We start from the raw sequence: 13,290 nt of genomic DNA on the forward strand, positions 1-13,290 counted from the left end.
CGGATCGAAGTATGCATATCGAGTTTCGTCACCTGCGCACCATCAAGGCGATCCATGAGGCGGGAGGATTGGCGCGGGCTGCGGATCAGCTGAACATCACCCAAAGCGCGCTTAGCCATCAGATTAAAGGTCTGGAAGAACAGGCCGGGGTAGAGTTGTTTCTACGCCGTTCCAAGCCGATGAAACTCTCGGCAGCGGGGTTGCGCCTGTTGCGGCTGGCGGAACAGGTCTTGCCACAGGTCGAAGCGGCACAGGCAGAATTCTCTGCCCTGCGTGACGGCGAGGCGGGGCGGCTTCATATCGCCATTGAATGCCACGCCTGTTTTGAATGGTTGTTTCCGGTGCTTGAGGGGTTTCGCAAGAGCTGGGGTGATGTGGATGTGGACATCCGTCCCGGTTTGGCCTTTGAGGCGATGCCTGCGTTGATGCGCGAGGAGGTGGATCTGGTGGTCACATCCGATCCCGAGGATATGTCCGGTGTCACCTTCATTGAGCTCTTTGATTACAATCCGGTGTTTGTGGCCTCTGCCCAGCATGCGCTTGCCTCCAAACCCTATGTGGAGGCAGAAGATTTTCGCGGTCAGACGCTCATTACCTATCCTGTGGAGCGCACGCGTCTTGATGTGTTCAGCCAGCTTCTGATCCCGGCCGGGGTGGAGCCTGCAAGCATTCGCAAGGTCGAGCTGACGGCGGTGATCCTTTTGCTCGTGGCCTCCAATCGCGGTGTTTCGGTATTGCCGGACTGGGTGGTGCGTGAAGTGAAATATTCCTCGGATTACGTCACGCGCCCGCTGACCAAAGAGGGCATTACCCGCAGGCTTTTTGCAGCCATTCGCAGCGATGATGAGAGCAAGCCCTTTATGCAAGAGCTGATCCGCCTCGCACGTGTCGAAGCACGCAAGCTGCAACTGCAATAGGCCCGCCTGCTATTGGGCCTGTACGAGCGATGTTTTAGATGCGGGGGCACATTGTCGTCGTCGTTCTTATGCGCCCAGTGCATGGCTGAAACTTCCTCGCAACAGGGCTTGGCCTCTTGGCAACTGCGGCCAGCCCGTGTATGGGCACCCTTTGACCGACATCTCCCCCGCAAGGACAGCTCGTACAATGATTGGTAGCGCAAATCTCAACGTGATGATCAAGGCCGCTCGCAAGGCAGGCCGTTCCCTGGTGAAGGATTTCCGCGAAGTGGAAAACCTGCAGGTCTCCACCAAGGGGGCCGGAGATTTTGTGAGCCGCGCGGATATCGCCGCCGAGAAGATCCTCAAAGACGAGTTGATGGGCGCGCGCCCCACCTATGGCTGGCTTGCTGAAGAGGGGGGCGAAACCCCCGGTGAAGATCCAACGCGTCGTTGGATCGTGGACCCCTTGGATGGCACCACCAACTTTTTGCACGGTCTGCCCCACTGGGCAGTGTCCATCGCGCTGGAGCATAAAGGCAAAATCGTTGCCGGGGTGATTTACGACGCCGCCAAAGACGAGATGTTCTTTGCCGAAAAAGGCGCGGGTGCATGGATGAATGAGACCCGCATTCGCGTCTCTGCCCGTCATCGCATGATCGAGTCGATTTTTGCCACTGGTCTGCCCTTTGCAGGTCGTGCCGACCTGCCGGAAACTCTGCATGATCTGGCGCGTCTGATGCCTGCCTGTGCCGGGGTGCGGCGTTGGGGTGCGGCGGCGCTTGATATGGCCTATGTGGCTGCGGGTCGTTACGAGGGATTCTGGGAACGCCGCCTGAACGCGTGGGATCTGGCGGCTGGGATCATCATCGTCAAAGAGGCGGGCGGTCTGTGCGAAGCCTTGGACGCCGATGAATCAATCATCGAGAGCGGTGACGTGATTTGCGCCAACGAGCCGATTTTTGAGAACTTCACCAAGGTAATCCGCGGCTGATAAGGCTGCTTGGCTGCCTTAAGGTGGCGACAGGATTTGAAGACACCCCGATTGCGTCATACCGCAGCGGGGTGTTTTTCGTTGAACGCAGGTGCTTTTGGTGCGCCAGAGGTGCGTCGTTCGTGTCTCCTGTCGGATGCCTCCGGCGGAGGTATTTGCAAAAGGTGAAAACGTAGGGCTGCACTAATCGGTCGTCCGGTCTGAAGGGTGGTTAACCCCGTCATTCCAATGAATTTCGCCGTATGTTTGCGCATGGGTGCGCGGATTGCCCGCGTCGATACAGCCGAGGTTTACGCCGCATTCGGACGGGTTTGAGCGGCGTTGGTGGTAGACGTATATGCCGCAGGTCTTGCAAAAATAATGTTTCGCAGTGTGTGTGCCCCAAGTGTAGAGGCTCAGATTATCGCCTCCGCGCAAGAGTTCTATTGTGTCTGCATGGGCGGTGACGGCTGCCGCGCCCCTGCGCAGGCAGAAGGAACAATCACAACGGCTTGCAGAGGCGAGGCCCTGCGGAAAAGCGGCAGTAATCTCGACCGCGCCACAGTGGCAGCTGGCGGTGTGGTGTTCCATGTACGCCTCCTTTGGCAGAAGTTTATGTTACTTGCCCCATGGTCCACTGGGGCGACGTGGGAGATTTCTGGCCACCCGTGGGATGCGGCTTGCACTATAGGTGGTTTCCGGGTGAGGGGGCTGGCCATGTGTGCGAGACCAGTACCTGGGCCCGCCGCGTTTGAGCCAGAGCGGAACCGTAAGCGCCAGTCCGATGAAGAAGCCGCCAGCATGTGCCCAGTATGCGACGCCACCAAGGTTCGGATCGGCATTGAGGCCACCAAAAAACTGCATTGCAAGCCAGAGCCCGAGCATGATGAAGGCGGGTATGGGAATGATGCGAAAGAAGATGATCAGAATGATCAATATATCGACGCGCGCCTTTGGGAACATCAAGAGATAGCCACCCATGACGCCCGCGATCGCACCGGATGCTCCGACTAAGGGGACATTGGACATTGGTGCAGACATCACATGTACGAGTGTCGCGCCGACACCTGAGACGAGATAGAACAACAAGAAGGGTAGATGGCCCATCTCGTCTTCCATATTGTCGCCGAAGATCCACAAAAACAGCATATTGCCGGCCAGATGCATAATACCGCCATGGATGAACATGGAGGTGAGCAAGGTGAGCGGTGCCTCCTCCATCATGATCTCGCGCGGGACAGCAGCGAAAGTGGCGTAGAACAACGCCATACTGCGGTCGGTGGGGAAGCTCGTGGAATACCAAAGATAGCCAAGAATATTGGCTGCCATCAGCAGATAGACGACATAGGGCGTTCGGCCAGATGGGTTGTGGTCGCGCAGTGGAAACATGCGCTGACGCTGAGCCGTTGACGCGGGGAGGTCAAGCGAAATGGGAGGTTTGGGCGATATGTCTCGCGTGATCTGAAGTGTGCGGCTGAGGTGATCTCGAACCCACGGGGAACTTATGTTTAAGAAGGCCTCGCCGCCCGCCCCAAGGGTGAGCGGCGAGGATTGTTCAAGGTGAGCGTTAGCCGTTGCCGCCCAGAAGGGCCGCATTACCACCGGCGGCGGTGGTATCGACGCAGACGTGACGCTCCGCGAGAACGCGCGCACGGTCCGGGGCTCCGGGGATGAGCGGGACAATCGGGCCGTCACGTTTGGCGAGGCTTTGCTCGATTTCGCGACCGGTGGCCTCATCGCCCCACCACAATACGCCGGAGATCCCGTCGATATGCTGGAGACGATGCAGATCCACCATTCCGTTTGCCTCAATCGCGGTTCCACCGAGATCGGTGACCATTTTGGCCTGTTCGGTAACGGCATCTTTGCCGGGGCCCATGCACAACAGAGGCGCCCGCGCCGAAACCGTCAGACGGTTCGATTCACCTGTAGGGCCGGGCAGAGAGGTGGTTTCCGGGCGTCCGGGCTGGCCGCTCTCGCCGGGGATTTCGCCCATGGTCTGATCCCAAACCGTGGTGCTCTGGCGGCGATCCGGGGCGCAGAACCGGGCCAGATAGTTGGGGCCACCCGCCTTGGGTCCGGTGCCGGAAAGGCCCTCGCCACCAAAGGGTTGGCTGCCGACGATTGCGCCGATCTGATTGCGGTTTACGTAGATGTTGCCCGCGTGGATACGGTCACATACGTGCTGCACGCGGTCATCAATCCGGGTTTGCAGACCAAAGGTCAGCCCATATCCAGTGGCGTTGATGGCGTCGATCACGTCATCAAGTTCGCGCGACTTGAAGGTTGCCACATGTAGTACCGGACCAAAGATCTCTTCTTTGAGATCACTGATCCCGCTGATCGAGATCATGGTCGGGCCAACAAATGTCCCCCCCTGCGGAGCCTGCATTTCCTTGAGCACGCGGCCTTCAGTGCGGGCCTGATCGATGTGGGCGAGGATTTTTGCGCGCGAGCCTTCGTCGATGACCGGGCCGCTGTCGGTGGACAAATGCCATGGATCGTCAAGATCCAGCACTTCCATCGCGCCCTTGAGCATGGTCAGCACATCTTCGGCGACGTCCTCTTGCAGGTAGAGGCAACGCAGCGCCGAGCAACGCTGGCCCGCTGACTGAAACGCACTCTCGACCACGGCTTGCACGGCCTGTTCCGGCAGTGCGGTAGAGTCCACGATCATCGCGTTCAGACCACCGGTTTCGGCGATCAGGGGCGTGCCGGGCGCGCAATGCTCGGCCATGGCCGAACGGATGCGCATGGCTGTCGCGGTAGAGCCGGTGAAGGCCACGCCACCCACACGCGCGTCACCTGTAATCGCCGCACCAACCTTGGAGCCACGACCGGGCAGGAACTGCAGCGCTTCGCGCGGAACACCTGCCTCGTGCATCAGCTCAACCGCGCGGAAGGCCACCAACGGAGTTTGATCGGCAGGTTTGGCCAGCACCGCGTTGCCTGCAGCGAGTGCCGCGGACACCTGTCCGGTGAAGATCGCCAGTGGGAAGTTCCACGGCGAAATGCAGGTAAAGATCCCTGCAGGTGCAGCATCGGGGATGCGGGAAGCGTAGTAACGAAGGAAATCCACCGCCTCGCGCAGTTCCGCCACCGCGTCCATCTGGGTTTTGCCTGCTTCACGGGCCAGAAGCGCGAACAACTCGCCAAAATTGGCTTCATAGAGGTCGGCCGCTTTGTTGAGCGCCGCCGCGCGCACCTCTGCGGGGGCGTCCCAAACATTGGCGGAGGCAAGGGCAAGTTCCACATCCTCGGCGCTGGATTGGGCGACAGAACCGATTTCGCTGAGATCGCTGGGGTTTGTGACCGCAACGCGGGTTTCAGGCATTGCCTCACCCGCGATCAGTGGCACTGCGTCCCATGTGGCATCGCGGAAAGGGGCGCGGGCTTGTTCGATCGCGGCCAGAGTTGGCGCGTGGCGCAGATCGAACCCTTTGGAGTTGGTCCGCTCCGGTTGGAACAGGTTCGGGCCGGTGGGAATATCCGTCGACAGGTCGTCCACCTGCAGGAAAGGATCCGCTGCAACCTCGCTTGGCGGCACGTCTTCGTCGACGATCTGGTTCACGAAGGATGAGTTGGCGCCGTTTTCCAGAAGACGCCGCACCAGATAGGCGAGCAGATCGCGGTGCGCCCCAACCGGCGCGTAGATGCGGCAGCGGGTTTTGTTCTTGTCCATCACCATCTGGTGCAGGGTCTCACCCATGCCGTGCAGGCGCTGGAACTCATAGGCCTGACCGTCCTCGGCCATGTGCAAAATGGCGCTGACGGTGTGGGCATTGTGGGTGGCAAACTGCGGATAAATCCGATCTGTGCGCGACAGGAGTTTGCGCGCATTGGCGATATAGGACACATCCGTGAGCGCCTTGGAGGTAAAGACCGGAAAGCCGTCCATCCCCTCGACCTGAGCGCGTTTGATCTCGGTGTCCCAATAGGCCCCTTTCACCAGACGCACCATGAAGCGGCGGTCGTATTTTTCCGCCATCTCATAGAGCGCATCAATCGCCAGCCCGGTGCGTGGACCATAGGCTTGAACGACAACACCAAAGCCGTCCCAGCCCTTGAGTGCTGGATCAGAGATCACCTCCTCGATCACCTCGAGCGAGATCGACAGGCGGTCGGCCTCCTCGGCATCGATATTGAGACCCATTTTTGCAGCCTTGGCCAACAGCGCCAGTGCCTTCAGGCGCGGCACCAGCTGTTGCTTGACCGAGGCTTCTTTGGCGATCTCGTAGCGCGGGTGCAGCGCCGAAAGCTTGACTGAGATGCCGGGGTTTTCGCGGATGTCGCTGCTTGTGCAAGCACTGGCAATGGCCGAGATCGCGCGGGAGTAGGCAAGGTGATAGCGCGATGCATCGGCTTCGGTCCGTGCGGCCTCGCCCAGCATGTCATAAGAATAGGTATAGCCTTTTGCTTCCATCCCGGAGGCCCGTTTCATCGCGCTCTCGATGGTCTCGCCCAGTACGAACTGGCGTCCCATCTCCTTCATCGCGCGACCAACGGCGGTGCGGATGACCGGTTCACCCAGACGTTTGATCGCGCCGCGCAGGGCACCGACGGGGCTTTTTTCTTCGTCCAGTACCTTGCCGGTCAGCATGAGCGCCCAGGTGGAGGCATTGACCAGCGAAGAGGTCGATTTACCCATGTGCTTGCCCCAGTCCGAGGGCGCGATTTTATCTTCGATAAGGGCGTCAATGGTATCCGCATCCGGTACCCGCAGCAGCGCCTCGGCCAGACACATCAGTGCCACGCCTTCGTCGGTCGACAGGCCATATTCAGCGAGGAAGACCTCCATCAAACCGGGCGAGGAATGGCCGCGGATGTCCGTCACCAACTGGGTGGCGGAAACACAGATGGCAGAGCGATCCGCCTCGGAAAGAGCAGCCTGTGCCACCAGCGCGTCGCGCATGTTGGCCTGGTCCACATAGGTTCCGGCATCAATCCGGTCGCGCAAGCGCATATCACGAGTCATTTCTGTTCCCCTTGGTCAGAGATTTTGCCCCTTTTATCCTGTCCTCACTGGTCATTTGTCCTGATTGTCGCGATAGTACAGGACAAATGCGTTTATTTGCGGAGGGTTTTTGATGCAATCGCGCTTTCCCGGATTGGACCGGTTCGATCAGGCGATTCTGCGCGAGTTGAGCCACAATGGCCGCAGTTCCGTATCTGACTTGGCCCGCGCAATCGGACTGTCGAAGTCGCCCACGCAGGCACGGTTGAAACGGCTGGAGACGGAAGGGATCATTCAGGGCTATCGCGCCATGATTGATCCGATCCGGCTGGGGCTTGATCACGTGGCGTTCGTTGAGGTGAAACTCACCGACACGCGCGAGGCGGCACTGGCGTCGTTCAACGCTGCGGTGGTGCAAGTGGCCGAAATCGAAGAGGTTCATATGCTGGCCTCACATTTTGACTATCTGCTGAAAGTCCGCTGCCGATCCATGTCAGATTTCCGCGCAGTTCTGGGTGAGAAGATCTCCTCGCTGCCGCATGTTTCTTCCACTTCGACCTACATGTCGATGCAAGCGGTAAAGGACGACGCGGGCCTCGGGCCGATCTGACGTGCAAATGTGACTTGCCTGCGGTCGCATGAGCACCACCAATATAGCATGTTTATGCGTTTCGTGTTGCCCACTGTTTTTACTTTTGCCCTATCCACTACGGCCTTTGGGCAGGGATGCCCGGAGGCACCGGACCACTCCGCATCGATTACAGCACTCTTGGCAGACGTTCAGGCGGCGGAGAGTGAAGCTGAGGCACAGCGCCTCGGCAATCAGCTTTGGGAGTTTTGGGCGGATGCGCCCGACGCCCGCGCGCAAGAGATCCTGGATCGTGGAATGACACGTCGCTCCGCCTATGACTTTCTGGGGGCGCTTTCGGATTTTGATCGGCTGATTGATTACTGCCCGGAATATGCCGAGGGCTATAACCAACGTGCTTTTGTGCATTATCTGCGCCGCGATTTTGCCGCAGCGCTACGAGATCTGAACCGCGCCGTGGAGTTGTCCCCACAGCATGTCGCTGCCCTAAGTGGCCGGGCATTATCTCTTCTGGGGTTATCGCGCCTTGATGAGGCAAGAGCGACACTCCAAGAGGCGCTTAACCTCAACCCGTGGCTGCCAGAACGATATCTTCTCGACCCAGGCGGGCCGTTGGCAGGTGATGCGGTCGAACTCTAGGCTCAGGTACCCATTGATTTGCGTATGGAGGCGTGCAGGGGCCTGAACACGCCGATCTCTTCTGGTTGAGCGACGCTTAGATGGCGTGCCTGCGTATTAGGCAATAGACTGTGCTTCGCGCCTAAAAGCACCCTGATATCTTCCAATCCATCATCGCATTCGTCATCTACGTGGTATCAACCCTGATCCCATCTGGCCGATCAGACCGTGCCCTTGGAGGGGTGAAACCGATGGAGGTGATGTCGTATTTGCATTCGCTGATCGAATTGTGTCATCTCGCCGAGAAGTCCATAGTCCCATCAGGCAAGAAAGCGGGATCATGTCGAAAGATAGCAACAAGATGTCAGGGCTTTTGGATGAAGTTGAAAGTCATGCTCGGCTGCGTACGGTTGCGCTGATCATTATCGCGTTTGCTGTGGTCTTGTTCTTGCTGGTTCAGGCCCGTTTTCTTCTTATTTCATTGGCTGTTGCGATTATCTTATTCTCGCTCACCTCAGATGTGATCCGCCTGATCGCACGTCAACGTATTGGTCGACTAGGTGTGCCAAACTGGCTTGCATCGGTCGCGGCGCTATTGCTCATTTCCACCGCATTGCTGTTGTTGTCGTCGATCCTTTTGGCGCAACTTAATACAGTGCTGAGCACCACTCTGTCTTATGCGGAACGCGCGCCGTCTGCGGTGGCCTCTCTTTTTGCATGGATGGGTGAAGACGTGGAACGGGCTGTGCTCAACTCGTTGAACAGTGTCGAGTTGTCGAGCTATGTACGCACCGTCGCCGGGCAGGCTGGCAACCTGATGCAGGGCACAGTTCTGGTTATTCTATTTGTTGGCTTTTTGTTTGCGGAGCGCATTTGGTTTAGCACCAAAATGTCGAACTTCTTCGGAGATGAGGCTCAGGCCGAACGTGCGAATAAGATCATTACCTCGATCATTCACCGCGTGAACTACTACCTACTCGTCAAAACCGCTGTGAGTGTGATCACTGGCGTAATGGTCTATGCAGTCGCGTCATTCTTTGGCATCGAATTGGCACTGTCTCTGGGCATCTTGACTTTCATACTGAATTACATCCCCAACATTGGCTCCATTGTTGCGACGGGGATGGTGGCGTTGGTTGGGTTCGTCGAAACCGGAGAACCCACGTCGACCGCCTTGCTGTTCTTGATCACGGGGCTGATTCAGTTTGTGAATGGCAATGTGATCGACCCTCTGCTAATGGGTCGCGCGCTGCGTTTGTCTTCGTTTGGGATCATCTTGAGCCTTGCATTCTGGGGAGCCGTCTGGGGCGTGCCTGGCATGTTTCTGTCGGTCCCAATCATGGTCATGATGCTGGTAATCTGCAGCCATGTACCCGGGTTGCGAAAGGTTGCAGTCTTGCTCTCTCGGGAAGGCCTTCCAGAAGATGAGCGCGAACTCGATCGCTTTAACGATGAAATTGAGGACCGGAAGGCACTTTGAATTTGCGCCTCGGCGCGAGTAACTCAGTTCCCCCCAAAAAATGCTCATCGCTGAGTTGCAGCTGCGAACGCGGCCTCAATGGCATCCAAGAAAAGTTGCGCTTCGGTCTGCTGCAAGACAAGTGGCGGGCGGATTTTGAGAATATTGGCGCCCGGGCCCGTCGCGCTTATAAGAACACCGTTTTCGCGCAAATGGTTGACTACAAAATGCGCAAGCGTTGCATCAGGTGTATGCGTCTCGTGCGAGGTGATGCATTCGACCGCGAGAAACAATCCAGCGCCTCGAACATGACCGATCTTCGGGTATCGGGTCGCGATATGCTGCAAACCCGCCTTCAGGAATGCGCCTACTTTGGCCGCGTTGGCTTGCAGGCCTTCTTCCTCGATCACATCAAGCACCGCCATTCCCGCGGCTGCAGCGACAGGGTTGCCGCCAAAGGTGTTGAAATAACGCGCTTTCTCTCCAAATTCCTGAACGAGTTCGGGCCGCATTGCAGTTCCCGAAAGTGGGAAACCGTTACCCATAGGTTTGCCCATAGTGACCATGTCGGGCACGACCCCATGGCGTTGAAATCCCCAGAACGCATCTCCTGTACGGGCAAAGCCGGGCTGCACTTCGTCGGCGATAAAAAGCCCGCCCTCGGCGCGGATCAGATCGACCGCCGGTTGCAGAAAACCCACCGGGTCGGGGTGCAAACCGTCGCTGGAAAAGATCGTGTCGACAATGAATGCTGCAGGCTCAATCCCATCGGCACGCATCTGCGCAATCGCGTGGGCCAGATCGGTTGCGAGTTTGGGGCCTTGTTCGGCTGCGGGGATACGTAGTGTATCTGGGGCATCAATCAGGCGGATGCGGGAACTGCGTGGAGGGAACTCCCCTAACGAGGGGGATAGTTCGGCAACCGCTTCGGTCAGCCCGTGATAGGCAAGACGGGTAACGATCACGCCCTGCCGCCGGGTATAACTTCGCGCAATACGCAGGGCGATATCGTTTGCCTCAGACCCGGTGCAGGTGAACATAACATGCCCAAGTGCGTCAGGCATTGTTGCCAATAGACGCTCAGCATAGTTCACAACGCCTTCATGCAGATAACGGGTGTGGGTGTTCAAGGTGCTGAGCTGGTTGGAAATTGCCTCCACCACATGGGGATGACAATGACCGACAGATGCGACATTGTTATACGCATCCAGATATCGGCGTCCGTCCTTATCCCAAAGCCAGACCCCTTCACTGCGCTGGATATGCAGTGGCTGATCGTAAAAGAGCCGGTAAGCTGGACCAAGCGCCTTTGTCCGGCGGTCGATCAGGGCCTTGTCGGTTGCGTCGAGTGCGCTCGCCCGAGCACTGTCATAGGCGTTTATCATGGTCATGGGTCACTCTATATTGCCGCCGCGCGTTTCAGGGCGTTGATCACGGTTGCGTCACCAATTTGGTCAAGCGTGGCAAGCCCACGCTGCGCGGCGTCGGCATTGCGTAGAATGTACGGCGCATTAGCTGGATACCGGCGCGCGCGTGACGCACCGATAGCAAGCGTGGTGGTATGGCGCAGGCGAATGAGGCTTGGCAAAAGTGCGATTTCTTCAGGCTCTAGCTGCAGGCAGTTTGTATAGCCTGACACCATCTCGCAAATCGCACGCAGCGGATCAGTTCCACTTCCGATCTGATAGGAGCAGGCCACGGCAAGATCGCATGCAATCGGCGTGTGCACCATATCCCCAAAATCGATCAGCCCAACGGGGTAGGTGGCATGGGGAGCATCGACCAAAATATTGTGCGGATTAAAGTCATTATGCACGATCTGCGCTCTGAGACGCGGCAGCAATGGCGCGATTTCAGCCTCAAAGTGATCAAGCCTGCGCTCCAATTGAGCGCGCAGGTTGATGTCCCGAATATCCGTCAAAAGTGGACGTAAATGGCGCGCCCGTTTGATGTCCCATTGCAGGAAATGATTTCCACCGGCGTGAAAAAAGCCACGCAAACCAAGAGTTACGCGCGCATGGAAGTTTCCCAATGCAGAGTAAAGGTTGGGGCCGGGCGTTGCATGACTGAGGGTCGTTCCTTCCAGATAAGACATCAGCCGCACAACGTGGCTTTGACCGTCAGATGCGGTGACAATCTCGGCAGCTTTGCCGTTCAGGCTGGCGCAGATCCGTTGTACGGGCAGGGTGGGATCCGTCGCGGCAAGATGCATCAGCGCCGCGGTCTGCATATCTGTTACCGTGCGCTCTTCGGCCGCATTGGTGATCTTCAGGAGCGCCCGTTCGCCTGTTGGCAGGGTAATCAGGAAGTTGGCGTCTTTTTCCGCCGATAGCGGTTTGATCGCGCCTGACAGGCCATAACTCCGCAAGGCGGTTTCTGCAGCAAGCGCGCAGTCAAAAGCGGGGGGATCCTGCGCTAGCAAATCCGTTTTAGGGCTGGCCTCTTCATGAAGCACTCCGCTCAGAAATGGGGGGAGACCGTTTCGTGGGATTAACCCCGCATCGCTCATGGCGTGATGTCCTCAGTCCCACACCATTCGGCGATAAACAGTGCTATGGCTTGGGTGATTTTCTTGACCGAATTGAGGCTGACGGATTCATTTATCCCGTGAATATTGCGCGACTTCGGCCCGTAGCAGAGCGCCGGGATCTTGTTGTAGAGCGCATATACCCGCGTATCGAGATAACCGGCTGTCATGAAGGATTGAAGCGGCGCGCCGATAGCGCTCTCATGAGCGCGCTCCAACACCGCTTCGGCATCGCTGCCGGGCTCCAGCACATAGCCCTCGGCATGAAAGCCGTTAAAGACGATCCTTGGTGGATTGTTGGACAAGAAACCATCGGTCTGGGCGAAGGCTTTGACCCGTTCGGTGATTTCGCGTGCGGCGTCTTCTGCACTGCGGCCGGGGTAGATGGAAACACGGCAGTCGATGTTGCACCACGACGGCACCGAAGAGGCCCAATCGCCACCTTCAATCTTGCCTATGTTCAGGTTGATCGGATGTGCTTCCTCCTCGAAATGGGGATGGTTGCCTTTCTCGGCGTTCCAATCCTCCTCCATGGCGCGCAGGGCTGTGATGACGCGGGTGGCCGCATCAATCGCATTTGCACCTTCGCCCATTTCGCGCACATGCACAGGGACACCGCGCACCTGCACCTGAAACCAGATGACGCCGGTATTGGCACGCACCAGCATTTCTTCTTCCGGCTCTGGGATCAGCACTGCATCGGCGGTGTAGCCCTGTAAAAACGTTTGTAAAGCACCGTTACCAGTGGATTCTTCCTCTACCACAGATTGTATGTAAACCGTTGCAGCCGGTTGCAGCCCGATCCGGCGCAGCGCATCCAGTGCAAAAATATTTGCCGCTGCCCCCGCCTTCATATCGCCCGCGCCCCGGCCATACATCCAGTCGCCTTCAATCCTGGCGGAGAAGGGCGGGCTATCCCACATATCGTGCAGCCCCTCCGGCACCACATCGAGATGAGATTGAAGGATCAATGAGCGACCAACCTCTTTGGCTGGACGGTGGATTCCCACCACGATTGGGGCGTCGGAGTGGTCGTCTGAGTATTTCGAACCGCCCGGATGCGCCTCGATTGCAGCACGGTCCATCTTGAAACGGTCCATCGCATAACCACGATTTTGTAAGGTGCGAAACAGAAGATCCTGAATCGCATGCTCGTGGCCGCGCAACGATGGGATTTGCACCAACTGTTGCGTATAGCTGATCTGATCAGAGAACCCGTCGTCAACCGCCTGAAGGATGCGCGCTTTGAGATCTGGATCGAGAGACATGTCGTT

At 57.8% G+C, this 13,290-nt stretch carries 11 protein-coding genes; 5 read left to right on the forward strand and 6 right to left on the reverse strand.

Features of this window, described 5'->3' with window-relative positions; all coding sequences use genetic code 11:
* Positions 1–11 precede the first annotated feature (11 nt).
* Both K529_RS15575 and K529_RS15580 read left to right on the forward strand, forming a co-directional pair.
* Positions 12–917 carry a LysR family transcriptional regulator gene (locus K529_RS15575; protein ID WP_005613748.1) on the forward strand — a complete coding sequence of 302 codons (906 nt, stop codon included), beginning with the start codon at positions 12–14 and terminating at the stop codon, positions 915–917.
* A 187-nt stretch (positions 918–1,104) separates the two neighbouring features.
* Positions 1,105–1,890: an inositol monophosphatase family protein gene (locus K529_RS15580; protein ID WP_005613750.1), complete on the forward strand. Its 786-nt coding sequence runs from the start codon at positions 1,105–1,107 to the stop codon at positions 1,888–1,890.
* A gap of 183 nt (positions 1,891–2,073) precedes the next feature.
* Here K529_RS15580 and K529_RS23120 read toward each other — a convergent pair whose 3' ends face one another.
* From K529_RS23120 to putA, 3 genes are all read right to left on the reverse strand, one after another.
* Complete coding sequence (locus K529_RS23120; protein ID WP_005613751.1) at positions 2,074–2,460, reverse strand: GFA family protein; 387 nt, start codon at positions 2,458–2,460, stop codon at positions 2,074–2,076.
* 27 nt (positions 2,461–2,487) lie between these two features.
* On the reverse strand, positions 2,488–3,258 hold the full coding sequence (locus K529_RS15585) for a rhomboid family intramembrane serine protease (protein WP_005613753.1): 771 nt from the start codon (positions 3,256–3,258) through the stop codon (positions 2,488–2,490).
* A 178-nt stretch (positions 3,259–3,436) separates the two neighbouring features.
* Positions 3,437–6,844, reverse strand: a complete 3,408-nt coding sequence (gene putA, locus K529_RS15590) for a bifunctional proline dehydrogenase/L-glutamate gamma-semialdehyde dehydrogenase PutA (protein ID WP_046002720.1) — start codon at positions 6,842–6,844, stop codon at positions 3,437–3,439.
* A 112-nt stretch (positions 6,845–6,956) separates the two neighbouring features.
* Between putA and K529_RS15595 the strand changes: the two genes are divergently transcribed.
* From K529_RS15595 to K529_RS15605, 3 genes are all read left to right on the forward strand, one after another.
* The gene (locus K529_RS15595; RefSeq protein WP_005613216.1) at positions 6,957–7,433 is read left to right on the forward strand and encodes an Lrp/AsnC family transcriptional regulator; all 477 of its coding nucleotides are present in this window, start codon (positions 6,957–6,959) and stop codon (positions 7,431–7,433) included.
* A gap of 48 nt (positions 7,434–7,481) precedes the next feature.
* Positions 7,482–8,051 (forward strand): tetratricopeptide repeat protein, encoded by a 570-nt coding sequence (locus tag K529_RS15600; RefSeq protein WP_005613214.1) that lies wholly within the window; start codon positions 7,482–7,484, stop codon positions 8,049–8,051.
* 319 nt (positions 8,052–8,370) lie between these two features.
* Positions 8,371–9,510: an AI-2E family transporter gene (locus K529_RS15605; RefSeq protein WP_005613212.1), complete on the forward strand. Its 1,140-nt coding sequence runs from the start codon at positions 8,371–8,373 to the stop codon at positions 9,508–9,510.
* 44 nt (positions 9,511–9,554) lie between these two features.
* Here K529_RS15605 and K529_RS15610 read toward each other — a convergent pair whose 3' ends face one another.
* From K529_RS15610 to K529_RS15620, 3 genes are read right to left on the reverse strand one after another with little or no spacing between them, the layout of a single operon-like run.
* Entirely contained in the window at positions 9,555–10,880 is a 1,326-nt protein-coding gene (locus tag K529_RS15610) for an aspartate aminotransferase family protein (protein WP_005613210.1), read from the reverse strand.
* Positions 10,881–10,888: 8 nt separating this feature from the next.
* Positions 10,889–11,998 carry a phosphotransferase gene (locus K529_RS15615; protein WP_005613204.1) on the reverse strand — a complete coding sequence of 370 codons (1,110 nt, stop codon included), beginning with the start codon at positions 11,996–11,998 and terminating at the stop codon, positions 10,889–10,891.
* A complete protein-coding gene (locus tag K529_RS15620) occupies positions 11,995–13,284 on the reverse strand; it encodes an ArgE/DapE family deacylase (protein ID WP_005613202.1) in 1,290 nt (429 codons plus the stop codon). The genes K529_RS15615 and K529_RS15620 overlap by 4 nt, the downstream gene beginning before the upstream one ends.
* Positions 13,285–13,290 lie beyond the last annotated feature (6 nt).

It is taken from the genome of Tritonibacter mobilis F1926 (assembly GCF_000376545.2).
GTDB lineage: Bacteria > Pseudomonadota > Alphaproteobacteria > Rhodobacterales > Rhodobacteraceae > Epibacterium > Epibacterium mobile.

Coding starts and splice junctions, on each gene's coding strand:
- K529_RS15575 (WP_005613748.1), top strand. CDS start 12: ATGCATATCGAGTTTCGTCACCTGCGCACCATCAAGGCGATCCATGAG.
- K529_RS15580 (WP_005613750.1), top strand. CDS start 1,105: ATGATTGGTAGCGCAAATCTCAACGTGATGATCAAGGCCGCTCGCAAG.
- K529_RS23120 (WP_005613751.1), bottom strand. CDS start 2,460: ATGGAACACCACACCGCCAGCTGCCACTGTGGCGCGGTCGAGATTACT.
- K529_RS15585 (WP_005613753.1), bottom strand. CDS start 3,258: ATGTTTCCACTGCGCGACCACAACCCATCTGGCCGAACGCCCTATGTC.
- putA (WP_046002720.1), bottom strand. CDS start 6,844: ATGACTCGTGATATGCGCTTGCGCGACCGGATTGATGCCGGAACCTAT.
- K529_RS15595 (WP_005613216.1), top strand. CDS start 6,957: ATGCAATCGCGCTTTCCCGGATTGGACCGGTTCGATCAGGCGATTCTG.
- K529_RS15600 (WP_005613214.1), top strand. CDS start 7,482: ATGTTTATGCGTTTCGTGTTGCCCACTGTTTTTACTTTTGCCCTATCC.
- K529_RS15605 (WP_005613212.1), top strand. CDS start 8,371: ATGTCGAAAGATAGCAACAAGATGTCAGGGCTTTTGGATGAAGTTGAA.
- K529_RS15610 (WP_005613210.1), bottom strand. CDS start 10,880: ATGACCATGATAAACGCCTATGACAGTGCTCGGGCGAGCGCACTCGAC.
- K529_RS15615 (WP_005613204.1), bottom strand. CDS start 11,998: ATGAGCGATGCGGGGTTAATCCCACGAAACGGTCTCCCCCCATTTCTG.
- K529_RS15620 (WP_005613202.1), bottom strand. CDS start 13,284: ATGTCTCTCGATCCAGATCTCAAAGCGCGCATCCTTCAGGCGGTTGAC.